At 48.1% G+C, this 25,274-nt stretch carries 24 protein-coding genes, 1 tRNA gene and 1 pseudogene; 7 read left to right on the forward strand and 19 right to left on the reverse strand.

The genetic code is table 11. The features are described from left to right. Positions 1-262: 262 nt before the first annotated feature. The 4 genes and pseudogenes from ACW6QF_RS08410 to ACW6QF_RS08425 all read right to left on the reverse strand — a co-directional run bounded on the left by ACW6QF_RS08410 (position 263) and on the right by ACW6QF_RS08425 (position 3,656). Positions 263-1,528 carry an ATP-binding protein gene (locus ACW6QF_RS08410; RefSeq protein ID WP_456087469.1) on the reverse strand — a complete coding sequence of 422 codons (1,266 nt, stop codon included), beginning with the start codon at positions 1,526-1,528 and terminating at the stop codon, positions 263-265. Between the two features lie 274 nt (positions 1,529-1,802). Beyond that, a pseudogene (locus ACW6QF_RS08415) lies at positions 1,803-2,084 on the reverse strand (Arm DNA-binding domain-containing protein); the annotation flags it as partial. Between the two features lie 273 nt (positions 2,085-2,357). Further along, positions 2,358-2,430: transfer RNA gene (locus ACW6QF_RS08420), tRNA-Lys, on the reverse strand. A 77-nt stretch (positions 2,431-2,507) separates the two neighbouring features. Next, complete coding sequence (locus ACW6QF_RS08425; protein ID WP_298553032.1) at positions 2,508-3,656, reverse strand: AI-2E family transporter; 1,149 nt, start codon at positions 3,654-3,656, stop codon at positions 2,508-2,510. Between the two features lie 88 nt (positions 3,657-3,744). Between ACW6QF_RS08425 and dacB the strand changes: the two genes are divergently transcribed. Beyond that, positions 3,745-5,202, forward strand: coding sequence for a D-alanyl-D-alanine carboxypeptidase/D-alanyl-D-alanine endopeptidase (gene dacB, locus ACW6QF_RS08430; protein ID WP_456087470.1), 1,458 nt, complete (start codon positions 3,745-3,747; stop codon positions 5,200-5,202). A 17-nt stretch (positions 5,203-5,219) separates the two neighbouring features. On the opposite strand, the gene ACW6QF_RS08435 is transcribed toward dacB, so the two are convergent. From ACW6QF_RS08435 to ACW6QF_RS08500, 14 genes are all read right to left on the reverse strand, one after another. After that, positions 5,220-5,933, reverse strand: a complete 714-nt coding sequence (locus ACW6QF_RS08435; protein ID WP_456087471.1) for a LytR/AlgR family response regulator transcription factor — start codon at positions 5,931-5,933, stop codon at positions 5,220-5,222. Positions 5,934-5,975: 42 nt separating this feature from the next. Continuing rightward, positions 5,976-7,043, reverse strand: a complete 1,068-nt coding sequence (locus ACW6QF_RS08440; RefSeq protein ID WP_456087472.1) for a sensor histidine kinase — start codon at positions 7,041-7,043, stop codon at positions 5,976-5,978. A gap of 246 nt (positions 7,044-7,289) precedes the next feature. Continuing rightward, positions 7,290-8,510 (reverse strand): ABC transporter permease, encoded by a 1,221-nt coding sequence (locus ACW6QF_RS08445; RefSeq protein WP_456087473.1) that lies wholly within the window; start codon positions 8,508-8,510, stop codon positions 7,290-7,292. A gap of 108 nt (positions 8,511-8,618) precedes the next feature. Continuing rightward, a complete protein-coding gene (locus ACW6QF_RS08450) occupies positions 8,619-9,359 on the reverse strand; it encodes an ABC transporter ATP-binding protein (protein ID WP_456087474.1) in 741 nt (246 codons plus the stop codon). A gap of 40 nt (positions 9,360-9,399) precedes the next feature. After that, positions 9,400-10,629, reverse strand: a complete 1,230-nt coding sequence (locus tag ACW6QF_RS08455; protein WP_456087475.1) for an efflux RND transporter periplasmic adaptor subunit — start codon at positions 10,627-10,629, stop codon at positions 9,400-9,402. Positions 10,630-10,764: 135 nt separating this feature from the next. Beyond that, on the reverse strand, positions 10,765-12,120 hold the full coding sequence (locus ACW6QF_RS08460) for a TolC family protein (RefSeq protein ID WP_456087476.1): 1,356 nt from the start codon (positions 12,118-12,120) through the stop codon (positions 10,765-10,767). A 215-nt stretch (positions 12,121-12,335) separates the two neighbouring features. After that, positions 12,336-12,887 (reverse strand): chromate transporter, encoded by a 552-nt coding sequence (locus tag ACW6QF_RS08465; RefSeq protein WP_456087477.1) that lies wholly within the window; start codon positions 12,885-12,887, stop codon positions 12,336-12,338. 1 nt (position 12,888) lies between these two features. Then, complete coding sequence (locus ACW6QF_RS08470) at positions 12,889-13,419, reverse strand: chromate transporter (RefSeq protein ID WP_456087478.1); 531 nt, start codon at positions 13,417-13,419, stop codon at positions 12,889-12,891. Between the two features lies 1 nt (position 13,420). After that, on the reverse strand, positions 13,421-13,711 hold the full coding sequence (locus tag ACW6QF_RS08475) for a helix-turn-helix domain-containing protein (protein ID WP_456087479.1): 291 nt from the start codon (positions 13,709-13,711) through the stop codon (positions 13,421-13,423). Beyond that, positions 13,689-14,036 (reverse strand): type II toxin-antitoxin system RelE/ParE family toxin, encoded by a 348-nt coding sequence (locus tag ACW6QF_RS08480; protein WP_456087480.1) that lies wholly within the window; start codon positions 14,034-14,036, stop codon positions 13,689-13,691. Before ACW6QF_RS08480 ends, ACW6QF_RS08475 begins: the two co-directional genes overlap by 23 nt. 50 nt (positions 14,037-14,086) lie before the next feature. Beyond that, positions 14,087-15,679 (reverse strand): S41 family peptidase, encoded by a 1,593-nt coding sequence (locus ACW6QF_RS08485; RefSeq protein WP_456087481.1) that lies wholly within the window; start codon positions 15,677-15,679, stop codon positions 14,087-14,089. A 12-nt stretch (positions 15,680-15,691) separates the two neighbouring features. Then, the gene (coaD, locus tag ACW6QF_RS08490) at positions 15,692-16,165 is read right to left on the reverse strand and encodes a pantetheine-phosphate adenylyltransferase (RefSeq protein ID WP_298553013.1); all 474 of its coding nucleotides are present in this window, start codon (positions 16,163-16,165) and stop codon (positions 15,692-15,694) included. Then, positions 16,152-18,017, reverse strand: a complete 1,866-nt coding sequence (locus ACW6QF_RS08495) for a DNA topoisomerase IV subunit B (RefSeq protein ID WP_298553012.1) — start codon at positions 18,015-18,017, stop codon at positions 16,152-16,154. The genes coaD and ACW6QF_RS08495 overlap by 14 nt, the downstream gene beginning before the upstream one ends. Further along, on the reverse strand, positions 18,005-19,138 hold the full coding sequence (locus ACW6QF_RS08500) for a hypothetical protein (RefSeq protein ID WP_456087482.1): 1,134 nt from the start codon (positions 19,136-19,138) through the stop codon (positions 18,005-18,007). Before ACW6QF_RS08500 ends, ACW6QF_RS08495 begins: the two co-directional genes overlap by 13 nt. A gap of 216 nt (positions 19,139-19,354) precedes the next feature. Here ACW6QF_RS08500 and ACW6QF_RS08505 point away from each other — a divergent pair, with 216 nt between their 5' ends. Beyond that, positions 19,355-19,648: a type II toxin-antitoxin system HigB family toxin gene (locus tag ACW6QF_RS08505; protein ID WP_456087483.1), complete on the forward strand. Its 294-nt coding sequence runs from the start codon at positions 19,355-19,357 to the stop codon at positions 19,646-19,648. A gap of 10 nt (positions 19,649-19,658) precedes the next feature. Then, on the forward strand, positions 19,659-20,024 hold the full coding sequence (locus tag ACW6QF_RS08510) for a helix-turn-helix domain-containing protein (protein WP_301704610.1): 366 nt from the start codon (positions 19,659-19,661) through the stop codon (positions 20,022-20,024). Between the two features lie 155 nt (positions 20,025-20,179). Here the strand turns inward: ACW6QF_RS08510 and ACW6QF_RS08515 are convergent, their stop codons facing one another. After that, complete coding sequence (locus ACW6QF_RS08515; protein ID WP_456087484.1) at positions 20,180-20,362, reverse strand: hypothetical protein; 183 nt, start codon at positions 20,360-20,362, stop codon at positions 20,180-20,182. Between the two features lie 630 nt (positions 20,363-20,992). Here ACW6QF_RS08515 and ACW6QF_RS08520 point away from each other — a divergent pair. The 4 genes from ACW6QF_RS08520 to ACW6QF_RS08535 all read left to right on the forward strand — a co-directional run bounded on the left by ACW6QF_RS08520 (position 20,993) and on the right by ACW6QF_RS08535 (position 25,271). Then, positions 20,993-22,306, forward strand: a complete 1,314-nt coding sequence (locus ACW6QF_RS08520; protein ID WP_298551926.1) for a UDP-glucose dehydrogenase family protein — start codon at positions 20,993-20,995, stop codon at positions 22,304-22,306. A gap of 109 nt (positions 22,307-22,415) precedes the next feature. Next, complete coding sequence (locus ACW6QF_RS08525) at positions 22,416-22,619, forward strand: hypothetical protein (RefSeq protein WP_456087485.1); 204 nt, start codon at positions 22,416-22,418, stop codon at positions 22,617-22,619. Positions 22,620-22,884: 265 nt separating this feature from the next. Further along, positions 22,885-24,435, forward strand: coding sequence for an ATP-binding protein (locus ACW6QF_RS08530; protein ID WP_456087486.1), 1,551 nt, complete (start codon positions 22,885-22,887; stop codon positions 24,433-24,435). After that, on the forward strand, positions 24,432-25,271 hold the full coding sequence (locus ACW6QF_RS08535) for a BRO-N domain-containing protein (protein WP_456087487.1): 840 nt from the start codon (positions 24,432-24,434) through the stop codon (positions 25,269-25,271). The genes ACW6QF_RS08530 and ACW6QF_RS08535 overlap by 4 nt, the downstream gene beginning before the upstream one ends. Positions 25,272-25,274: the final 3 nt, after the last annotated feature.

The raw sequence follows: 25,274 nt of genomic DNA on the forward strand, positions 1-25,274 counted from the left end.
TGTGAAAGAAACACAAAAAATGTTGAAATCCAATGAAAAATAACTATATTTGAACCGTCTAATCAGACGCACTTAGTGGTATACTTTTCAATTACTAAGTGGAGTACTTTTCAGTTATTATCTACATATCACTATTGACAATCACCGACTTATCTTTTCTTTCATCGGGAAATCCACACGATTTAGCACACGATTATTTCCCATCGTTCTGCCCGTGATTTAACACGATTGTTGTTGAAAATATATTAATTCTTTCTTGTTATTACAAACTTAACAGCCATTTCCATACCGGAACGACTTCAATTGTTTTACCGTTCATTTCTACCACCCGCTCCGTATCACGGGTAATAATCAGCAGTTTCTTGCATTCTAATACTTCGGTAATTTTTAGCAAAGCTTTTACTTCCCTGTCAAACGTGCCGTCGCTATTGTCGAGATTGTAGCATACCTGAATCGCTGTGTAATCATCAGGAATGTAGAAGTCTACTTCAATGCTTTGATTATAGAAATAAACGGCATCATTTCGCCCGTATTTACGCAATAGATTTACGGCTACCATGTTCTCCAACAAAGAAGTGTTTCCGTCCAATAAAAAGAGGTTGAGAATACCGTTATCCGTGAAATAGTACTTCGGTGAAGTTTCCTTATCGACCAATTTACCTGCTATGTTTTGCACGGGATTGATAAGCCAAGCATCTTTGGCGTATTCCATATAATTAATAACGGTCTGTGTTCCTACCTTTGCTCCGGTTGAAGATACGATATTCGCTATGCGGGTAAACGATAAGGGTTGTTTTACGCTTTCAGCCAGTTTCTTGAACATGATACGCAAAGCGAACGTATTATCTACTGTATGACGGGCTGCAATATCTCCCAAATGAATTTTCTGATAAACACTGGTCAGGTAATCCCGTTTGGCAGAAAACTCTGCTCCTTCCGGGAATCCACCAAAGTAGAAATAATCGTTGAATTTTCGTAATATTTCGGCTTTGCCTTCCGTAGATAGGAGATGATTAGCAGTTGCAGGAACATTGTTTGCTGTCAAAAATTCTTTGAAAGAATACGGATAAACATCTACTGGGATATAACGCCCTCCTAAAGTCGTTTGGATATCCTGACTTAACATTTTGGCATTACTTCCCGTGATGTAAACCCGATGTTTGGTGTCAGCCATTCGACGGGCAAATTTTTCCCATCCGGAAACGTTTTGTATCTCATCCAAAAACAGGATAGGCTTCTTTCCGTACATTTCCAGATGAACTTCTAACAGCAGATTCAAATCCTCCGCTTTCATTCCTGTAAGGCGTTCATCTTCAAAATTGATATAAAGTATTTCATCCCACTGCACACCTTGCGCCAGTAGTTGTTGCATCCGTTGATATAGCAGGTAAGACTTTCCCGCTCGCCGGATACCTACAAAAACGTAGTTCCCAAATTCCTCAAAAGTGAAATCGCGAGGAATTACCTTGTATCTTGGGACTTCCAGTTGATTGTCGGCTATAACCGCTTTCAGAATATTCTTGTCCATATCTTCCCGTTTTTATTCTACTAACAGTACAAAGATAGCGTATTTTTATTTTATGTGCAAAACAAAAATGGCAATTTATCATTTTGTTCGCAGAATAAAAAATCTTCTATTCTAAAGTTGGTATCTCTTAAAAAGAAGTTTTACCCTGTGGAAAAGAGCTTTACTCTGGAATTTGTCGCAATAGTCCATCAACAAATCTTTGTTCAAATCATCTTGCATGTAATCTTCATCCAAGCGTAATTCTTTTAACTCTTGTTCGCTATTGTAGAACGGATAAAGGTATAACAACATAACCGTCCATCTCTAATAAAGAGTGGTAATGTTGGTGTACGGAACTGCGGATACTGTCTAACATGGAATTGATACTCACCGCTTCCGCACTTCTTCCTGCTGCCTTTCCTGCGCTGACACTCCAATTAATAGGGTTTATTTCCAATTTGGTGTTGAATTGTGCCACGATTTGGTCGATGGTGATGCGTGCGATAATCGGTGCATTGCCGTTTTTCTTTGCTGCATTTCGTTTTACGAAAAACAAGACCTTAAAAGTACTTCTCATAATCTCAATTTTTTTAGTTACAAAATTACTTTGATTGATTGAAAATGAGATATTTGCAGACCGGACAAATATGGACATCGGTTAGCCAATTTTGGACATTCTGTGACCTGTTTTGCCAAAGATTGGATTGGTCACGAATTGGTCATGAAAGTATGTCTTTTTGTGACCTTTTGGTGTCTTTGGTCACGGACATTATACAAAGAAAAAACTCCTGCAATACCTTGATATTGTAGGAGTTGTCTTCTTTAAGTCTTGTTCTGACTTGTCTTTCAGTGATCCGCCTGGGGTTCGAACCCAGGACCCCATCCTTAAAAGGGATGTGCTCTACCTGCTGAGCTAGCGAATCATCCTGTGCGTTACTTCTGTAATGCGGGTGCAAAGGTAGGGCTTTTTTTTATATATGCAATAGCTGGTGCGGGTTTTTTATTCTTTTGGGGGTGTTTTTTTCTTTTGAACTTTTGATAACTCGTGCTTCTCTACGAGAGATTGGTCTTCTTCCATAAGTATAAAACGTTTATAATAAGAAAGAAAGAGAGTGGTCAGGGGGAGAGCGATGATTAGACCGATAAAACCTAACAAAGTGCCCCAAATGGATAAAGAAAGAAGGATGATAGCCGGATTCAGACCCATTGCCTTTCCCATGATGCGGGGAGTGAGATACAAGTCTTGTATGCACTGCACGATGCAAAGGACAAGAATTCCCGCTCCGAAGATCAGCCAAAAGTTTTCTCCGGTCTCCGCAGATTTGAGGAGACTCAGCAAGATCATCGGGATAATGCCGATTGCTTGCATATAAGGGATAAGGTTGAGGACACCGATGAATAGTCCCAGGATGACGGCCAGCGGGAAGCCGACGATCTTGAATCCGATGGCGAGGAGGATACCGACACATAAGGCAATCAACGACTGCCCGCGGAAATAGCGGTTCATGCTGTATTCGACATCATCGGCCAATCCTTGCACAAAGGGACGGTAACGTTCGGGGATCAGGCGGATCCAACCGTTGGCAATCCGTTCGTAATCCAACAGGATAAAGATGAAATAGAGTAAGATGACGAACACGATCGTAATGCTGAAAAGGATAGAGAAGGTGTTGGTCAGGACTATCCACATTTTAGGAGCGATCTGTTTGACCGCCTTTTCTATGTTTTCCTTGCTCAGAAGCTGTGCCAACTGATCCGGGTCGATATTCTTTTCCAGGTATTCCGCCCATGACTGGGGAATCATCGGGATATGCCCGTAGCCGCTGTTATGTTCCTGCATCAACTCCAAGGTCCGGTTGAACTCCTGGGTGACGGAGGGGACGATTACGACACCCACCAGCGAGATCACCAGAAGGATGGACACGAGAACGGCCAGGATAGACAGCAAGCGACTTTTCAGCTTGACTTTATACTGGAAGAACTTGACGAACGGTTGCATCATATAAGCCAGCAGCCAGGCAATCAGGAAAGGTAACAAAGCATTTCGAAGGACGGCGATCAGATAGATGATGCCGCTGATAACAGCCAGGCCGAACAGAATACGTGCCACCCTGTCGAATGTGAATGGTTTATCAAACAATGGGTTCATATTAAATTCATATCTTTGTGGACAAAGATAATGCAAACCGACTTATCTTCGCCTTTATGGCAAAGATAAAAAAAGTTGAATAGAAAAGATGATACGAAACAAAATAGTGCCGCTTTGCCTGTTGATTTGCTTCCAACTGATGGCGGATGCCCAGACTCCCGCTTCCATTAAACGCCTATTGCAGGCTCCTTATATGCGGGGAGCCTCTTTCTCCTTGATTGTGAAAGATGTGCAGGATGGGAGAACGGTCTACAGTTATGATACGGATCGTTTGCAGTCTCCCGCCTCGGTATTGAAGACGGTCGCCACGGCGACAGCGCTTGAGATATTGGGAGAAGACTACCGCTACCCGACCACGTTGGAATATGACGGGATACTGGAAAACGGCACGTTGAAGGGGAACCTCTATGTAAAAGGCAGTGGCGATCCCTCCCTGGGCTCTTCGCATTTCGCTCCGGGGCAGAACAAGTTCCTGGCTACCTGGATAGCCGCTTTGCAGAAGGCCGGCATCCGGCATATAACCGGTTCTGTAATATCCGACGAGAGTATTTTCGATACGGAAGGCGCCTCCGTTAAATGGCTCCGGGAAGATATGGGGAATTATTACGCTTCAGGAAGTTACGGCCTTTCCATCTTCGACAATATGTATAAGTTATCGTTGCAAACGGGGGCTGCCGGGACGCGGCCAACCTTGAGGGGCACGGAACCGGATATCCCCTTTATCCGGTTTAAAAACTATCTGAAGGCCGCTCCGGTTTCTTCGGACAGCGCCTATATTATCGGTGCTCCGCTCGATGATGTGCGCTACCTGTATGGTGTCCTGCCTGCTAACCGGGAGGCGTATGTCTTGAAAGGAGATATTCCCGATCCTGCCTTGTATTTGGCTCGCTATCTGACGGACCAGCTTCAGCGGAAGGGAATCCGGGTGGATGGCCCTCCTTCCTGTTACCGTATCGAGGCGGAGGAAAACCGGTGGAAGAAGGGAGAGAGGAAAGAGGTTGTTACGACCTATTCGCCCACCCTGCGGGAGATAGCAAGCGTATGTAACCATGTCAGCCATAACCTCTATGCGGATGCTTTGGTCAAAACGGTCGGGTTGCAATACAAACCGCGCAAGAACGAGGTGATCTCTTCGTTCGGCCGTGGCGTGCAGGTCGTGAAAGAATATTGGAAGAAGAAGGGGCTGGATGTCTTTCCGCTCCGGATGAACGATGGCAGCGGCCTTGCTCCGGCAGATAAGGTGTCGGCCGGATTTATGGGAGAGCTGTTGGTCTATATGGCGACGGAATCCGTCGTTTCGGATGCCTTCATTGCCTCTTTGCCGCAAGCCGGGATAGAGGGATCGGTGCGCAATTTCCTGAAAGGATCGAAGTTGCAGGGAAAAGCCCGCCTGAAAAGCGGCGGCATAACGGGTGTCAGGAGCTATGCCGGCTATATCACGAAAGATGGAAAGACGTATGCGGTAGCTGTTTTCTCGAATAACTATTCTTGTCCTATGAGCCGGATGACGGGCGCTTTGGAACAGTTGCTGCTGCAACTTTTTTAATGGACAATTGTCTATTGTCAATTGAAATTGAGTGAACGTTGTGCCAAGAACTCGGTAAACTTTGCCTTGTAGTTGTCGGAGATCGGGATATATTCTTTTCCGAACACGATCCGGTTCCGTTCGATCACCTTGATCTTTTCAGGCTGTACGATAAAGGAACGGTGTACGCGGATAAAGCGGCTTGCCGGCAGCATCTCCTCCAGCGACTTCATGCTCATCAGTGAAAGGATAGGATGCGGTTCATCCTCGACGAATATCTTGACATAGTCTTTCAGCCCTTCGATGTAGAGTATCTTGCGCAGTTCGACCTGTACGAGTTTATATTCCGTCTTGATGAAGATCGAATCGATCTCTGCCGCAGGCGCCTGCATATGCTCGTACCATTGCAATGCCTTGTTGGCCGCCTTGAGGAAATCCGGGTAACTGATCGGTTTCAGCAGATAGTCGAGGGCGTTCACCTTGTAGCTGTCGAGGGCGTACTGTTCGAAAGCCGTCGTAAAGATGATGCGGGTGTCCGCCTCCAGTATCCGTGAGAATTCCATGCCGCTCAGCTCCGGCATCTGGATATCGAGGAAAAGCAACTCTACCGGCTGTGCGCTCAATACGGGCAATGCCTCAAGGGCGCTGTTGAACTTTGCCGTGAGGCGGAGGAACGGAGTCTTGTCCACATAGCTTTCCAGCAGACTGATGGCCAGTGGTTCGTCATCGATGATTGCACATGTTAACGTCATAATTTGTTGTATTGATGTACCGGACAAAAATACAATAAATCCTTATGCCTGCAACTCTAACAGGCAAACATATTCATCCCCTTTTTGCCCGTACGTGAAGATATGATGTGACGGATACAGCAATTCTAACCGCCGGCTGAGGTTTTGCAGTCCTATGCCGGAGCCGCTCTTGTCCTGTCCGTTGTCTTTCGGGAAGTGGCTGTTGCGGATGGAGCAGACGATCCGTGTCCCTTCCTGGTGAATCTTCAGGTCGATAAAAGAGGGCTTGTTGTGGCTCACCCCATGCTTGAAAGCATTCTCGATCAGGGAGATGAAAAGGAGAGGCGCTACTTGGGCTTCAGATGTGGCGGACGATATGTCGGTCGTGAGTTTCACATGTTCCGGCAGGCGGATGCGCATCAGTTCCACATAGTTCCGGATGAAATCGAGTTCCTTCTCCAACAGAACCATCGGCTGGCTGCTGTCGTAGAGCACGTAGCGGAGCAGGCGGCTCAGGTCGTGCACCGCCTCCTGCGCCTTCTCCGGGCTGAAAGCGATCAGGCTGTAGATGTTGTTCAGCGTGTTGAAAAGGAAATGGGGGTTCAACTGGCTTTTCAGGTTCTGCAATTCCGCTTCGGCACGGCTTTTCTCCAACTCCCGGCGCGATGATTCCATCTCGTACCAGCTTCCGGTCATCTTGATGGCGACGCTTAGCCCTGCCACCAACATATACAGCATGGCGTTCACCATGAAGAAACCGACCGTCTCCTGCCATTCCCTTTCCGGCCTCGGATGCTCCCATTCGGGATGCGGGAGCAGTTCGAACATCAGATGGACGGCCCCCATCGAGGCAGCAATCAGTACGACGTTGCATAGCAAGAACTTCCAGGGACGCTTGGCGAACAGGAAATGGTCGATCAGCACGAAATAGTTGGCATAGAACACCAGCATGAATGACAGCGGGACGATCATGGAGCGGACGTAGCTCAGGACCGTCACCGTCTGCGACTCGCGTCCGGTGAAGAAGAACGGCAGCCCGAAGAGGATGGCCCAGGCTGCGATATGGATCAGCTTCCCCATGCCTTTGAAGGGGGGAGCCGGTAATGTGTGCATTGTCTCTGTTGTTTCCATTTATGCAAAGATACTGTTTATTATATATCAGAGAAACATCGGGCATGGAAGAAGTGTTGCTTCTTTGTCGAACGCCAGGCGGCATCGGTCATGGAAGAGGCTCTGCATCGAGCATGCCTCATAGCTATGAGGTATATCGCCTCGTACCTATGAGGTGAGTTGCCTCATATCTTTGAGGTACGTTGCCTCATACCTATGAGGCATACTCGACGCAGAGCGTCTTCTTCCCTCGATGCTTCCCGCCTGCTATTCGTAACGTATCGCCTCTATCGGGTCGAGCTGTGCCGCCTTCTTGGCCGGATACCATCCGAAGAATACACCGGTGACGGTACATACGGCAAACGACAGGACGACGCTCCAGGGCTGGATGTAGATCGGAAAGTGGGCGACCCCGTTCACGACAAGGGCCGCGCCCACTCCAAAGACTACACCTATCAAACCGCCTGTCACACTGATCAGGATGGACTCGATCAGGAACTGTGCCAGGATGTCGATGCCTTTTGCCCCGATACTCATACGGAGGCCGATCTCGCGTGTACGCTCCGTCACGCTGACGTACATGATATTCATGATTCCTATACCGCCTACGAGGAGCGAAATACCCGCCACAGCCGCCAACAGCACGGTCATCATATCCGTAGTGCTTGTCAACATCGTGCTCAACTCCTGCTGACTACGGATGGTAAAATCATCATCGTCACTTTCCTTCAACTTATGGTTGCGGCGGAGTATTTCGGTAATCTCGTCGATGGCCTGGTCGGTGTATTCCTCCTTGAGGGCCGAACAGGTAATGCCTTGCAGATGGGTGATGGCCAGGACCTTTTTCTGAATAGTTGTGTATGGAGCTAAGATTAGGTCGTCCTGGTCCATTCCCATGCTGTTGTATCCTTTGCTTTCCAGCACGCCTACGATGCGGAAAGGCAGTTTCTGAAAACGTATGACCTTGCCTACCGGGTTGCTGCCGTCGGGGAAGAGGTTGTTGACGACGGTCTTGCCGACCACGCATACTTTGGCGGCCGTCTGGATGTCCTGTTCGGTGAACATGTCACCGTCTCCGACTTTGTAGCGCCGTATCTCCAGGTAGTCGGGACTGATGCCGTAGACCGTGGTCGGGGCGTTGTTGGCGCCGTAGATCGCCTGTCCGCTACTGTTGACCGAGGGGGAGACGGCCGAGACAAAGCGTGTTTCGTCCACCATGTCTTCGTAATCCTGTAGTTTCAGGGTTTCCATCGCGGAGGCATCCTGCCGGACACCGCCACGCACGTCGGCGCCCGGGTGTATCATGATCATGTTGGAACCCATCTCGCTGATCTGTGCCTGTATGCTTCGCTTCGAGCCTTGTCCGATGGCAAGCATCGTGATCACGGAGGCCACGCCGATGATGATGCCCAGCATCGTGAGGAAGCCGCGCAGCTTGTTGTTGGCGAGGGCCCGGACGGCTATTTTTATTAGGTTTGTTCCGTTCATTGTTTTTGTTGTTTTATAAGTTACTCTCTAAACACCTTTGCCTCCTTCCGCTTGTATCGGATGATTCCGGTATTCGCATAAAGGGGCACCCACGGAAGGGTGGCAAGATCAATCATCGTTCTTCGGCAGCCGCGCCAAAGCTTCCGCCGCGTTCAGGATATTCCGGTTGACCGTGTCGGAGGTGACATGCCCGTCGCGCAGCGTGATGTTGCGGCTGCTGTATTGGGCGATCTCCGGGTTGTGGGTCACGAATATGATGGTACGTCCCTCGGCATGCAGTTTCTGGAAAAGCACCAGTATCTCGAAGGAGGTACGGGTATCGAGGTTTCCGGTCGCTTCATCGGCGAGGATGACGGCGGGGTCGTTTACCAGTGCCCGGGCGATGGCGACGCGTTGCATCTGTCCGCCGGACATCTGGTTGCTCTTATGCATCAGGCGGTCGCCCAAGCCTACGGCAACCAGCGATTCGACTGCTTTCCGGTGGCGGGCGGAGGCGCTATAGTTCGGATTGTACATCAGGGGAAGCTCCACATTCTCGACCGCAGTGGTCTTGGGGAGCAGGTTGTAGCTCTGAAAGACGAATCCGATCTTGCGGTTGCGCAGGGTGGCGCGGGCGTTCTTGCCCATCGTGCGGACCGATGTACCGTCGAGGTAATATTCCCCGCCGGTCGGTGTGTCGAGGCAACCCAACGTGTTGAGCAGGGTGCTCTTTCCGGAGCCGGATGTCCCCATGATGGTGACAAACTCGCCTTCGTAGATCGTGAAGGAGACGCCACGCAAGGCATGGACCGTTTCGTCTCCGACCTTGAAGTCACGCTTGATGTTTTCTAATTTGATTATCTCTTTCATATTGTTGTACTCCTTGTTTGGAGGGCAGGTAAGCCTGCCCCTACTTGGCACTCTTCTTGTTCTTATTGTTTCCCGGAGGGCCTGGCATGAACGGGCTTCTTTCCGTCTCGGCTTCGGCTGCCGGGGCAATGGAGGCGGCTTCGAAATCGACTGCCAGCTCTTCACCTTCGTTCAGGCCGTCGGTGATCTCGATCATGTTTCCGCTGGTGGAACCGACGGTGACGGCTTTCGGCTTCAGTTCCTGTCCGTTCTTGATCCATACGAGACGTTTCCCGGCAGGGGCTTCCGCACCGGCTTCGGAGACGATGTAACCCAGCTGTGTCAACATCCCGGCATCCGGCACGAAACGGAGCGACTTGGTCGGGACCGTCAGTACGTTGTCGCGTTCCAGCGTGAAGATCGTCACGTTGGCTGTCAGGCGCGGTTTCAGCTTCAGGTCGGGATTGTCGGCCGATATCACGACTTCGTAGGTGACGACCGTCGAGGTCGAGGCAGAAGTGGAACTGCTGCTTTCGCTGTCGCCGAGGCGGATCTGCATGACCGTGCCTTCGAAAATGTCGTTCGGGTAGGCATCGACGGTGAAGGAGACACGTTGCCCGTTTTCCACGTTGCCTATATCGGCTTCGTCCACATCGGCGATCACCTGCATCTTGGTCAGGTCGGCCGCGATGGTGAACAGGGTCGGGGTCTCGAAGCCGGCGGCCACTGTCTGCCCTTCTTCAACGGCGCGGTTGATCACGACGCCGTCGATCGGGCTGGTGATCGTCGCATATTCGAGGTTGCGTTTCACCTTGACCATTGCCGCCTGGTTCTGTTCGTAGGCGGCTTTTGCCTTCTCGTAGTTGTAAGTGGACGTCTCGTAGTCCGCATCGCTGATCAGCTTCTTTTCGAAGAGGATCTTGTTGCGGGCGTAGTTCTTCTGCTGGTATTCGTATTCGCTCTTGCTGCTTGCTAACTGTGCTTCGGCGGAGGCGAGTTCGGCTTTTAGGTTGACCTTGTCCATTTCGGCAATCAGCTGCCCTGCTTTGACCACATCGTTGTAGTCGGCGTACAACTTGTCGATGATGCCGGACACCTGCGTACCGACTTCTACTTCCGTTACCGGTTCGACTGTTCCGGTTGCCGTTACCGTGTTCGAGATGGAACTGCGTCCCACTTTGGCGGTTTCGAGCCGGATGCCGCCTTTCGACGTTTTGCCTGTGAAGAGCCAGATGCCGCCGGCTACGGCCAGTACGCCTACTATACCGATGATTAGTTTCTTCTTGTTCATATATCTTTATCTGTTTTTATTTCTTCTTTGATAGCGGTTCCTTTTGTGGGGTCCCTGCCGGAGTGAACCGGAGCAGGGACCGAAACAAAAAGAGAGTGAATATATTCATTAGCGGTTCACCCCTAATGTCATGTTTCAGAATAAATTGATCTCTTCTCCCTGATAGAAGCGCAACAAGCCTGCGTTCAGTATGGCCGTGTATTTGGCCTGGAGCGTTTCCTGTTGTGCGCTGAGGAGGTTGTTTTTCTCTGTAAGCAGTTCGACCGTGTTTTTCATACCTACGTTGAACTGTTCGCTGACGAGGGAGTAACTTGTTTCGGTACTCTTTAGCTTCTGGGCGGCAGCCACATATTGCTGTTGTGCGCTGTTGGCAGCCAGCCAGAGGCTTTCGATCGTTTTATAGAGTGTCTTTTGGTTGTCCAGCAGGTCCAGTTGGCTGGTCTGCTTTTGCAGCTTGGCCTTGTTGATGGAACTTTTCGTCTGCCGTTTGTCGAAGATCGGGATGCTGAGGGTCAGTCCCAATGAGTTGTTCCAGTTCCGCTTGACCTGTTCGCTGAAGCTGAAGTCGTTGCCGTTGGCATTCGTGCTTCCGATACCTGCGCTGAGGCTTAGAGTCGGGAGGTAGCCTGCGCGTGCCATCTTGATGCCCAGATCCGAAGTTTCCACATTCAGCTTGCCCGCCTCTATTTCGGGGCGCAAGCCGAGGGCGGTGTTGTAGACCTCGTCTTTCGTGGGAAGCGGGATCAGGACGTTGCTGTCGCTCAGTTGCGGCAGGTAGAGGTCCATTTCGATGTCCCCGTCCAGTTCGAGAAGCTGTTTCAGTTGCAACTTATAGTCCTGAAGGGTCGCCCGGGAAGTCACCAGCTGGTAGTTGTCGCTGCTTACCTGCGCTTCCAGTTGGGCGAGGTCGCTTGAGGCGATGCTGCCGACGTTGAACAATTCCTGTCCCCGTTCAAACTCTTTCCGGCTTACTTCAAGTGTCGATTCGTTTACTTTGACGGCTTCGGCCGAATAGAGGATCTGCACATATAGTTGGGTGATGCTTTCCTCGATGGAGTTTTCGCTTTCGTCCACGTTCAGTTCGGCGATGCGGTTGTTCAGCTTCTGCTGCTTGACGGTGTTCACCCGCTTGCTGCCGTTGTACACGGTCCAGTTGGCGTCGATGCCGTAACTGCCGTTGTACGAGGTCTTGCTTTCGCTTGTCGTGATGTTATCGCCGCTGATGATGGTGCCGCTTGCACTGTTCGGACGGTTGACGACGCGCTGGCTGATGTTCCCGCTCAGGGAGGGCAGGAAATCCGCCTTGGCTGTCTTTACGTCTTCTTGGGCACTCTCGGCGCTGATACGGTTCCGCTGGATGGTGATGTTATGCTCCAGTGCATAATCGATGCAATCGCGAAGCGTCCATTGCTTGGGTGCGTCTTCCTCCGCTTTCATCCCGGCGGGCAGGAGAAGCAGGCAGGAGAGGAGTATGGAAGAAATCTGTTTCATGATGCTTTCGTTTTGTAACCTGACAATCTTTTTACCTTTTTACGAAAGCAAAACTACAACAGGATGAAAGCCTATACAATCAGATTAGAAAAAGAGGAGCGTTTCCTCGACAAAGGAGGACTTTCTATCGATGAAAGCCTGACTTGAAATAAGGGTGTTTATTTATAGAAAGCCCTGAATATTGATTGTGAAAGTCCTGACTTTTGCAGTGAGATTTACCAATAGAGAACCATCCCGGCGATTCCTGCCAGGATAATCATCAGGATCGGGTTGATCTTGAACTTCCAGGTGAGGATGAACGCAGCCCCGAAGATCAGGAAACTTTTATAGTCGATGAAGTTCTCGCTATTCATCAATAGCAAAGCCGCCGCCGCAATCAGGCCGACCGTAGCCGGACGAAGGCCGTAGAAAGCGGCCGCTACATATTTGTTGTTCCTGAATTTGGCAAAGGCGTATGAGATGGCCAGCACTAACAGGAAAGAGGGCAGGCAGACGGCAAATGTCGTCAGGCAGGAGCCTAATATGGCTATCGCGGGCGAATAGCCGGCATTGTGGATGGCTGTATATCCGATATAGGTAGCGCTGTTGATCCCGATCGGGCCGGGTGTCATCTGCGAAATGGCGACGATATCCGTAAATTCCTGCGACGAGATCCAACCGTAGCGGTCCACCACGTCCGCCTGTATCAGGGAGAGCATCGCGTAGCCGCCACCGAAACCGAATATCCCGATTTTCAGATATACATAGAATAATTGCAACCAGATCATATCAGTCTTTCTTTATTTTCAGTCCGTAAACAAGTCCTCCTATGATGGCTGCCAGAATGATCCACACGGGAGACATTCCTCCCTGCCAGATCAGTAGTGCGGCAGCGATAGGGATAATCAGTTCTTTGTAACTCATCTTGATCGAACGTGCCGTTGTCAGGCAAGGCACGGCAATCAGGGCGACGACTGCCGGACGCAATCCTTTGAACGCTTTCTCTACCCATACGTTGTCCTGTACCTGCGTGAAGAACAGTGCGATAGCTAAGATGATGAAAAAGGAAGGAAGGATGCTTCCCAAAGCGCACACGACGCCACCCGGCACTTTTTTCAGTTTATATCCTACAAAAATAGAGATGTTCACGGCGAAGATGCCGGGCAAGGACTGGGCTACGGAGAAGAGGTCGATGAAATCTTCTTTCGAAAGCCATCCTCTATCGACCACCTCCCGCTGTATCAGGGGCAGCATCGCATACCCACCCCCGATAGTGAAAGTCCCTATTTTGACGAATGTCAGAAAAAGCGTCCAGTACATTTTATGCAAATTGAATGTCGAAGTTAATTTTACCACCAAGTGCTTCTACTAACTGAACGATGGTGGAGATTGTTAGGTTTCGTCCCTTTTCAATCCTGGAAATTTGTGTTTTATCTTTGCCAACCAGCTTTGCAAGTTGGGCTTGTGTCAGATTTCTACGAATGCGCATTTCTTTAAGCTTGGAGGCAATGATTTCAGCCCTCAATTCTGCTTCAAACTTATCTCGTTCGGGAGTCCCTTTCTCCCCGATGAATTCGTCTAATAATTCGCTATGTGATGTCAACTTTTCCATTGTTGTCAAAATATTTTTTCCTTAACTCTTTTGCATGTTCCAATTCAAAAAGAGGTGTTTTGCCGCTCTTTTTAATGAAACCATGTGTACAAACGATAACTGTTTCAGATGTAGAATCCCAAAATGCAAGCAGTCTATAATATGTTTTGTTATATAGGGTTCTGAATTCCCATATATCTTCGTCCAGCTTTTTGAATAGCTCAGTATCTTTGATATATTGTACTTTGGATATGTTGTATAAAATTTTCAATCTTGCTTTACTATCCAGAGAACGAAGAAAGTCTTTAGCCTCTTGCATATATTTTACATCTTCATAGTATTTCATAATGGCACGGTTTATACAAAGATAAGGTTAATTGTTATATAATGCAACTTTTATCGTCCCAATTCTTTTTCGTACCGCTGTTCGTCGTTGATGAGGCGCAAGGCTTCCTGGAAGCTTTCGTTGTCGTCGTTGATGACTTGGAAGTATTCGGCCATGTCGTACAGGTCGCGTGCGATAAGCGCCTTGATCTGGAGCATGATGAGCGGCTTGGAACGATTGTATTGTTCTTCGTTGAATTCGATCTTGTCGTCTTTGGCCAATGTGACCAGCTCCTGCATCATATCCTCTGTCACGTTGAAGTTCTGCTTGTATTGGGCGAACTTCGGATACTTCTTGTTCAGTTCGGCACGATGGCGGTCCAGATAATTCATGGCGATGCGGTTCACAAGGCTCGCTGCCACGATACTACGGTGATAATCCGTGTAGCGGGACGTGTCGACCGGAATAAATACATCCGGCATGATGCCCCCGCCGCCATAGACGATGCGTTTTGTTTCCAACGTATTGTACTTCATCGAGTCGGGGAAATGGATGCTGTCCGCGCTCATCAGTTCGCCCCGGTTGTAACGGTCGATCAGGTCATGGTTGTATTGCTCCTGGTTACCGTTTACATACGGCTTCTGGATAGAACGGCCTGTCGGGGTGTAATAGCGGGCAACCGTCAGGCGGATCATCGAGCCGTCGGGCATCGGGATCGGTTTCTGTACCAGCCCTTTTCCGAACGTACGGCGACCTACGACGACGCCGCGGTCCCAATCCTGTACCGCACCGGAAAGGATTTCACTGGCGGATGCGGATGTTTCGTCTACTAATACGACCAAACGTCCCTCTTCAAAGCCTCCGCGAGCCGAAGATTTGGCTTCTTCGCGCGGCTGCTTGTTCCCTTCGGTGTACACGATCAGCTTGTCTTTGCCTAAAAACTCGTCGGCCAGGTCGATCGCGATATTCAGATATCCCCCGCCATTTCCCTGCAAATCGAGGATCAGGTTCTTCATGCCCTGTTTCTTCAGTTTCTCCAATGCTTCCCGGAATTCGTCGGCCGATGAAGCGGCGAAGCGGTTCAGCTTGATATATCCGGTCGTTTTATCCGCCATATAAGCGGCATCGAGGCTGTACACCGGAATTTTCCCGCGTGTGATCTTGAACTCGATCAGGTCCGGGACCTTATTGCGCAACACCTTTACCCGTACTTCCGTATTCTTCGGGCCGCGAAGACGCTTCATCACATCGGTATTTTTCATCTTGACGCCTGCAATCAGCGTATCGTCTACCATGATAATACGGTCGCCAGCCATCAGACCTACCTTCTCCGAAGGCCCGCCGGGAATTACCTGGATGACATATAATGTATCCGTCAGCATATTGAATTGGATGCCGATCCCGTCGAAGTTCCCCTGCAACGGCTCTGTCATCTCTTTTGTTTCTTCCGGGTCCGTATATGTAGAGTGAGGGTCCAGCTTCTCCAGCATGCCGACAATCGCATCTTCTACCAACTTCGTCTCGCTTGTAGAATCTACATATAAATTGGAAATGGCATACAAGGCCAACTGAAGCTTGCGGGCATCCGTATTGTTACCACGCTGTGCCGACATCGAAGCGGCAAACACACTCAATATAAGGAGTGGCAGGAAAATTCGTTTCATTGTTCTGTTTTTTTAATATAGGTTTGTCCCTTTCGGCACAAACTGGGAAATATCTTTGCCGTAACGCAGCAGCTCCCGCACAATGCTGGAACTGATATGCGTATGTTCCGGTTCCGTAAAAAGAATAAATGTCTCTATGCCGCTCAACTTACGATTCACGTCGGCTATGCTCTTCTCATATTCGAAATCGTTCACCGTACGGATGCCGCGCAGGATAAAGCCGGCATTCATCTGTTGGGCGAAGTCGACCGTCAGCGAGTCGTACGACATGACCTGTACGCGCGGTTCGTCCTTGTAGAGCTCCCGGATTGCCTCCAGCCGCCTTTCCAGCGAGAAATGAGTCCGCTTCGTGTCGTTGATACCGATCGAGATAATGATCTCATCCACCAGTTCGAGCCCGCGGCTTACCAGTGATGCGTGTCCGATCGTGAAAGGGTCGAACGTTCCGGGGAAAAGAGCGATACGCTTATTTTCAATTGACGACATCTTCTTCTACAACTAAGTTATCGATAATAAAGTTCTGGCGTTCCATGGTATTCTTGCCCATATAGAACTCCAGCATATCTTTGACGAGATCCTCTTTCTTCATCGTGACCGGGTCCAGGCGGATATCCTTTCCGATAAAATGCTTGAACTCGTCCGGAGAAATCTCTCCCAAACCTTTGAATCGGGTGATCTCGGCATTTTTCCCGGCGGCAGCGATCGCGTTTACACGTTCTTCCTCGCTGTAGCAATACCAGGTCTTCTGCTTGTTGCGCACGCGGAACAGCGGTGTTTGCAGGATATACACATGATTCCGCTTGATCAGGTCCGGAAAGAACTGGAGGAAGAAGGTAATCAGCAACAGGCGGATATGCATACCGTCCACATCGGCATCGGTCGCAATGATCACTTTATTGTAACGTAAGCCTTCCAGTCCGTCCTCTATGTTCAATGCGGCCTGTAGCAAGTTGAATTCTTCGTTCTCGTACACGATCTTCTTCGTCAGTCCGAAACTGTTTAACGGTTTACCGCGAAGACTGAATACGGCCTGCAGGTTCGGATCGCGGCTTTTGGTGATGGAACCGCTTGCCGAGTCTCCCTCGGTGATGAAGATGCAGCTGTCTTCCAGATTGTCGCCTTTCGTGTCGTTCAGGTGGATACGGCAGTCGCGCAGCTTCTTGTTGTGCAGGTTTGCCTTCTTCGCCCGTTCGCGGGCCAGCTTTGTCACGCCGGCGATCGCCTTGCGCTCTTTCTCCGATTCCTGGATCTTACGCATCAGGGTATCCGATGTCTCGGCATTCTTGTGCAGGTAGTTATCCAGTTCTTTCTTGATGAAGTCCCCGATGAACTTGCCGACCGAAGGACCGTCCGGACCCATGTCTTTCGAACCTAACTTGGTCTTTGTCTGGCTTTCGAAGACCGGCTCCTCCACCTTGATGCTGATGGCCGCCACCACTCCGGCGCGAATGTCCGAGTATTCGAAGTTCTTGCCGTAATATTCTTTTATGACACGTCCCAATGCTTCGCGGAAGGCGGAAAGGTGGGTACCCCCCTGTGTCGTATGCTGGCCGTTGACGAACGAATAATATTCCTCCCCATACTGGTTGCTATGGGTAATGACTACCTCTATATCTTCTCCTTTCAGATGAATGATCGGGTATAAAGGCTCTGTCGTCATGTTCTCGTTCAACAGGTCTACGAGGCCGTTCCGCGAATGAAATTTCTTACCGTTAAAGACAATGGTCAACCCGGAGTTCAGGAACACGTAATTCTTCAGCAGGCTCTCGATGTATTCGTCTTTATACTGGTAATCCTTGAATATCTCCTTGTCCGGAATAAAATAGGTAAGCGTTCCGTTCGCTTCTTCCGTCGGACAGATCGGAGCGTCATCCGTAACGATCGCCTTGCTATATTCCACCCGCTTGCATTCTCCGTCCCGATAACTGGTGATCAGGAAATAGCTGCTCAGCGCATTTACGGCTTTGATGCCGACCCCGTTCAATCCGACAGATTTTTTAAAGGCCTTGCTGTCGTACTTCGCTCCGGTATTCATCTTACTGGAGACATCGACTACCTTGCCCAACGGAACGCCACGGCCATAGTCGCGTACGGAAACGGTGCCTTCTTCAACGGTCACTTCTATGGTTTTACCATACCCCATCATATATTCGTCGATGGAGTTGTCCAGCACCTCTTTCAGCAATACATAAATACCGTCATCGGCATAACTGCCGTCTCCTAACTTCCCGATATACATACCGGGGCGGCGACGGATATGTTCCATCCAGTCAAGCGTCTTGATGTCATCATCGTTGTACGCTGTCGGCTGTTGCATTGTTGAATTTAGTTCGTCCATTTTTTAATATATGCTCTTCTTGTTTTATGATGTTCGCGTTTGAAATAATCCCACTGTGCCTGTACGGCATTGTTTGTTTCCAGTTCCGGATTGCTTTCCGCATAAACGGCTCCGACACTTTTGTAAACAGGGATCAGATCGTTGAACAGCAACGCGTTCACACCCTTGCTCTGATATTCCGGCAAGACTCCCGTCAGGTATAGGTCGATCACTTTCGGCTTGCTCTTCAAAGCTTTCAGCAGATGAATCCAGCCGAAGGGGAAAAGATGCCCTTTCGCTTTCTGCAAGGCCTTGGACAGATTGGGAAGCGAGATGCCGAAGCCGACCACTTCGTCATCCTCCTCGCGGACGATAAGCGTCACCAGGTCGTAGCGTAGCATCGGAATATACATATTGATGTAGTAATCGATCTGCTTTTGGGTCAAACGGGCGAATCCGTATAGCGGCGCGTACGACTCGTTCAGAGTCTGAAACACCTTCTGTGCGTACGGCATAATCGATTTCGCGTTCTTGAACTTCATCACCTTCAGCCCGTATTTCTTCTTTACGATCTCACCGATACGCAAATGTTTTTCCGGCACGCCGTCCGGGATATAGATTTTAAATTCGTGCCAGTCCTGGTCTTTCGTATATCCCATACGCTCCATTTGTTTCGGATAGTAAGGATAATTGTAGATGGTCGCCATCGTCCCGATCTGGTCGAATCCTTCTATCAACATTCCCTCATGGTCCATATCGGTAAACCCCATCGGCCCTTGCAAAGCTTCCATCCCTTGTCCCTTCGCCCATTTTTCTACGGCGTCGAACAAAGCATCCACTACTTCAACATCGTCAATAAAGTCGACGAACCCGAAGCGTGCATGTTTCTGGTTCCAGGTCTCATTGCTCCGGCGATTGATCATCCCTGCAATACGCCCCACAACTTTCCCGTCTCTGTAGGCCAGAAAATAGATCGCATCACACACTTCGAACGCCGGATTCTTCTTTTTATCCAGCGTCACCATCTCTTCTTCGATCAGGCCGGGCACGTGATATGGGTTGCCTTTATATAATTCGATATTGAATTTTACGAACTTCTTCAGTTCCTTCTTACTGGTAACTTCTTTAATTACTACGCTCATCGGTCATTTAGTTTGAACGGCAAATTTACACAATTAATTCATTTTTAGTGCCGGTTGGCGGGAAGAAAATGTTTGGAGGGACTTTTTGTACGAGCTGTAAATCTGAAAAGTGGGCTTTCTATCGGACGTTTTTTATATTGTGATTGTAAATAACGAAATATTATTTTGAAAAACAGAATTACGTTTTTATCTTTGTAAACGAGAAACGAGTAGGCAATGAAAATATTTACAGAACAGGCACTAAAAGAATATTCAGAAAAGCATCCTGATTCAAGGGGCGCCTTACAAGAATGGGTTGCTATAGTCAAAAAGAGTGACTGGACATGTTTTACTGATGTAAAGAGAGCATTCAATAGTGTGGATAGCGTAGGCAATCAGCATTATGTCTTTAATATCAGAGGTAACAACTATCGTTTAGTTGTTGTTATAAAATTCACTATTAAGTTTGTGTATATACGTTTTATTGGAACTCATAAAGAATATGATAAAATAGATTGTTCAAAAGTTTAAAATGAAATTTATGACGAAGATAGAGAATAAAGTTCAATATGAATGGGCAATAAAAAGAGTAGAGGAACTTCTTCCATTGGTAGATGACAACACTCCGCTCGATGATCCGAATAGTATAGAGTTGGAGCTTTTGTCTAACCTTGTAGCTGATTATTCGGATGAGCATTTTGCGATAGGAGAACCAACGTTGGTTGATGTATTAAAACTGCGTATGTATGAAATGGGACTGACACAAAAAGCATTGTCATCCTTGATTGGTGTTAGCCCATCCAGGCTTAGCGATTATGTTTCAGGGAAATGTGAGCCTACCTTGAAGGTTGCCAGAGAAATGAGTCGAAAATTGAATATTGATGCTAATATTGTATTAGGTGTGTAATTCGGGTTTCTACCTTCCCCCCCCCCTTATTGTGCAATTAAGCTTCCTTCGCAATTAAACATATTTTTTACGCATTACGGTAAAATCCGACTTTTTAGCATTAAAAACGGCCGTTCAGCCATGAAGTGCGCAGTTTTTTGCCATGAACGCGGTCGTCATTGCCGTGAGGTGCCGAGAGTATCCACCATGAAGACGGTCGTCATGGCAACGAAGACGGTCGTCGTGGCTATGAAGACCGTCTTCATGCCGGCAAATCCCCGGATTTGTTTTGCGATATTCGGGTTCGCCACCGTCTTCCCTTTGCTATAGGCGATTCTCCGGGAGTTGAGGTTTTCCAAAATGTCTGTTTTTTATGTCTTTTTTGTAACAAAAAAGCCTTGATCTTCTATTTTCTGCCTGTCTCGTTTTTTTATTGTCAGTATATCGTGGGTTGGAGAATCAAAATGACGGACTTGGTTGAACCGGGATTTTGTCTGAAATAGAAATTGTCTGAAAAGGAGGTTATTGTAAATATTTATTTTACCTCCATGATAGGGTCACTTATAAACTCTGTTATGTCTTTGGCAACAAGATCCCGTTGTGGCTCTTCGGTTTCCTTTATTGACATTCTGCCATCTTTATGCGGGTAAAGCAATACATTCTGAAACGTTAAAAAATATTATCCGCTATACTAATTCCAAATAGATGCCCTACTAATCCGATTTAGACGGGGTGGTAGTGACATTTTGATAAAAACAGAATCCGGATTTATGAATGTGGCAACTGGCTGTTTCGGACTGATTATAGCCGCTGGTGATCCTTAGATCAGACAGATTCGTACAAATAACTCGATTTTAAGATGTGTAATGATTTCAATTTCTTATCTTTGTGGCGTTTTCGTGATTCCCTGTGTGGGAGTGACGAACCTTTGTGTGCCCCAAACCCTGTTTGGCGGCACTGATATATAACATTTATTTGATTATAAAATCATGAAAATAGCTATCGTCGGGACAGGTTATGTGGGACTTGTCACCGGTACTTGTTTCGCAGAAATGGGAACCGAAGTTTTCTGCGTCGACGTAAATGCCGAAAAGATCACAAACCTGAAACAAGGTATCATCCCTATCTACGAGCCCGGCCTTGAAGAGATGGTTCACCGTAACCAGCAAGCCGGCCGTCTCCATTTCACAACCGATTTGACAGAATGCCTGAACGAGGTCGAAGTCCTCTTCAGCGCCGTAGGTACTCCTCCCGACGAAGATGGCAGTGCCGACCTGAAGTATGTGCTCGAAGTGGCCCGTACTGTCGGCCGCAACATGACCAAACATCTCCTTGTCGTGACGAAGAGCACCGTTCCGGTAGGTACAGCCCGTAAGGTTCGTGAGGCGATCCAGGAAGAACTGGATAAACGGGGGGTGTCGATCGAGTTCGATGTCGCTTCGAACCCCGAATTTCTGAAGGAGGGTGCGGCCATCAAGGACTTTATGAGTCCGGACCGTGTGGTCGTAGGTGTCGAATCGGACCGTGCAGAAGAGTTGATGACTCGTTTGTACCGTCCTTTCCTGTTGAATAACTTCCGTGTGATTTTCATGGATGTCCCATCCGCCGAGATGACGAAATATGCAGCCAATGCCATGCTGGCTACCCGCATCAGTTTTATGAACGATATTGCGAACCTGTGTGAGATTGTCGGAGCCGATGTGAATATGGTGCGCAAAGGAATCGGATCGGATGCCCGTATCGGCAACCGTTTCCTGTATGCCGGTATCGGTTATGGTGGTTCCTGTTTTCCCAAGGATATAAAAGCGTTGATCAAAACAGCCAAGTCGAATGGTTACCACATGCGTATCTTAGAAGCGGTCGAAGAGGTCAACGAAGATCAGAAATCCATCTTGTTCCGCAAGTTAGGCGATTATTTCAAGGGGGATCTGAAAGGCAAGCGTATCGCTATGTGGGGCTTGGCTTTCAAGCCGGAAACGGACGATATGCGCGAAGCCCCTTCTCTGGTTCTGATAGATAAATTATTGGCTTCCGGTTGCGAAGTGTATGTCTACGACCCTGTCTCGATGGAAGAAACCCGTCGCCGTTTGGGAGATGCCGTCCACTATGCCAAAGACATCTATGACGCGGTAGTGGATGCCGACGCCCTCCTGCTTGTCACGGAATGGAAAGAGTTCCGCATGCCTTCCTGGTCGGCTGTCAAAAAACTGATGGCAACGCCGCTGATATTGGATGGCCGTAATATTTATGATGTGAAGGAGTTGGAGGAGAATGGGTTTGTTTATCATTGCGTAGGAAGATAACGGATAAGCCGAGCTATCCGGAACAAAAGTATGTATCAGTCGGATAACAATGGTTTATTGTTGTTTGTTATAATAAAAAGGTTTATTAGAAATGAAGTCGAAATTTACTATGGAAGAAGAGAAGACGGTGATTGTAAATGCATTAAAAATTGCAGGTCGTCAAGCCTATGATGTGGCACGTGCACAAGGCCTTCCTGTAACAGTTCTAAGAGGAAATAATGTTTGCCGTATAGAAGCTGAAGGTAAAGTGTCGATTGTTTCTAAAGGTCGTCAGGCAAAATATAAGGTCGTAAAGAGAAAATATAGTCTGTAGTGGCTACTAAAAGGCTCCGAATATTTGCAGGTCCGAATGGTTCGGGAAAGTCTACTTTGTTAAAAGTGGTTTCGGATAAAGGCATTTTTTGTTTGATAATAGTTATTCTGAACCTAAATTATTTGCAACAGTTGAGGCAAATGAGATATCGATTGAAGATTCAGTAGATTTTGTACCTGGTTGGTTTCAATTATATGTATTGGATAAGTTATTATGATGTTGAGGAGTTGGAGGAGAATGGGTTTGTTTATCATTATGTAGGAAGATGACAAAAGAAGAAATCTTGCAACTGATCCGTCAGGGAGAAAGTTTTCGGCTGGAAGCGAAGAAGGCCGAAAAAGAAGTCCCTGTATCTGTATGGGAAAGTTATTCCGCTTTCTGCAATACGGATGGAGGCATCATCTTGCTTGGCGTGTCGGAAGATAAGAAAAATAAAGAGCTTTATGTGTCCGGCGTTGAAGACAGTGGCAAGATTATCCAATCTTTCTGGAACCAGATTAATAATAAACAGAAAGTGAGCGACAACCTGTTGTTTAATCGTCAGGTTTATGCCCTTTCCATTGAAGATAAAGACATTGTAGTTATTGAAGTACCTCGTGCAGACCGTCATTATAAACCTGTTTTTATTAATGACAATCTGTTTGCCGGTACATACCGGAGGAATGCCGATGGCGATTATCACTGCCAGCGAGAAGAGGTGAAGGCGATGCTTCGCGATCAGGCGGATATTACGTTGGATAGCACAATCGTAGAAAATGTCGATTGGCAGGAACTGGATAAAGATACGATTCGTCGTTTCAGGATGCGTTTCCGTAATCTGAAACCCGATCATGTCTGGAATACGTTGGATGATGTCGAGTTCCTATTGAAAGTCGGTGCGCTCAAACGTAGTAGTGACGTTCCTGAGATTCACCCGACTTTAGCCGGTATTCTGATGTTTGGAACGGAAATGTTGATCACCAACGAATATCCGAATTATTTCTTGGACTATCGGGAGATTGAAGACGGGAACCGCTATACGGACCGTGTCTTTTCTGCTTCCGGAGATTGGTCGGGAAACCTTTTTGATTTTTATTTCAGGATCATCGATCGTCTGACATCCGGTTTGAAAGTTCCCTTTCAATTGCGTAACGGATTAGACCGTATTGACGATACGCCTGCTCACGGTGCTGTGCGCGAAGCCTTGGCAAATGCGTTGATCCATGCCGATTATCATGGCAGGCGGGGTGTTGTCATCGAAAAATATAAAGACCGGCTGGTCATTTCCAATCCGGGAGCTTTGCGCATCACGATGGACGAAGCTCTTGAAGGCGGTATCAGTGACCCCCGCAATGCAAGTATCTTCAAGATCTTTGTATTGGTGAATGTGGGTGAGCGTATTGGCAGTGGTTTGCAGAACCTTCGTTATGTTTGGGAACAGATGGGATTGGAAATCCCTGTTCTGCGGGAATCTTTTTCTCCTGACCGGATACGGCTGGATGTCGTTTTGTGGAATGAGGAGAATGCAGATGGAGAAGGTGTGGATCGCTTGGAACTTACCCCCCCAGTCACCCCCCCAGCTACCCCCCCAGCCACCCCCCCAGCCACCCCCCCAGTCGAGAGTGATTTGACGGAACTGGAGGAACGTTTTTTGGCTCTCTTGTCAGCCGAAGCCACTTTGTCCCGCACTCAAATGGCCGAACGTTTGGAAATGGGGCTTGATACAGTCAAAGAATACTTGCGCAAACTACGCGAGAAAGGTTATATTGAACGTCTCGGAGGAAACAGGCGGACGGGGCGTTGGGTGGTAAAAAATAATCAAAAAACAAGACTATGACAAAGAAAGAAGCAATCAAAATCTTTGAGGAAAAGAAAGTACGCACCCTTTGGGATGACGAGACGGAAGAATGGTATTTTTCTGTTGTGGATGTGGTGGGTGTGTTGACGGAAAGCGTGGATGGTCGGAAGTACTGGAACAAGCTCAAACAAAGGCTGAAAGCCGAGGGAAGTGAGTTGGTGACAAATTGTCACCAACTGAAACTACCGGCAGCAGACGGTAAATATTATAAAACCGATGTCGCCACTACTGAACAGTTGTTCCGCCTGATCCAATCCATCCCGTCCCCTAAAGCCGAGCCGTTCAAACTCTGGATGGCGCAGGTTGCCAAAGAACGTTTGGACGAAATGCAGGACCCGGAACTGACGATTGACCGGGCAATGAGGGAGTATAAGGCATTAGGATATTCCGATCATTGGATCAACCAACGTCTGAAAAGCATCGAGATCCGTAAAGATTTGACAGACGAATGGAAACGGCACGGGCTGCAAGAAGGTGTACAATTCGCTACTTTGACAGATATTATCTACAAGACATGGTCCGGTAAAACCTCCAAAGAATACAAACGTTTCAAAGGCCTGAAAAAAGAAAACCTCCGCGATAATATGACGAATACCGAGCTTGCCCTCAATATGTTGGCAGAAGCGGCTACTACGGAGTTGTCCAAAGAAAAAGACCCGCAACAATTTGAAGAACATGCACAAATCGCCCAACAAGGCGGGAAAGCTGCTGATGCCGCTCGCCGACAATTGGAAAGCGACTTGGGGCATTCGGTTATCTCTCCGCTGAATGCGAAAAGTGGATTGAGATTAGAAAAGAAAAAAGACAAAGAATAATAG

The sequence above is a fragment of the Parabacteroides sp. genome (assembly GCF_977054455.1).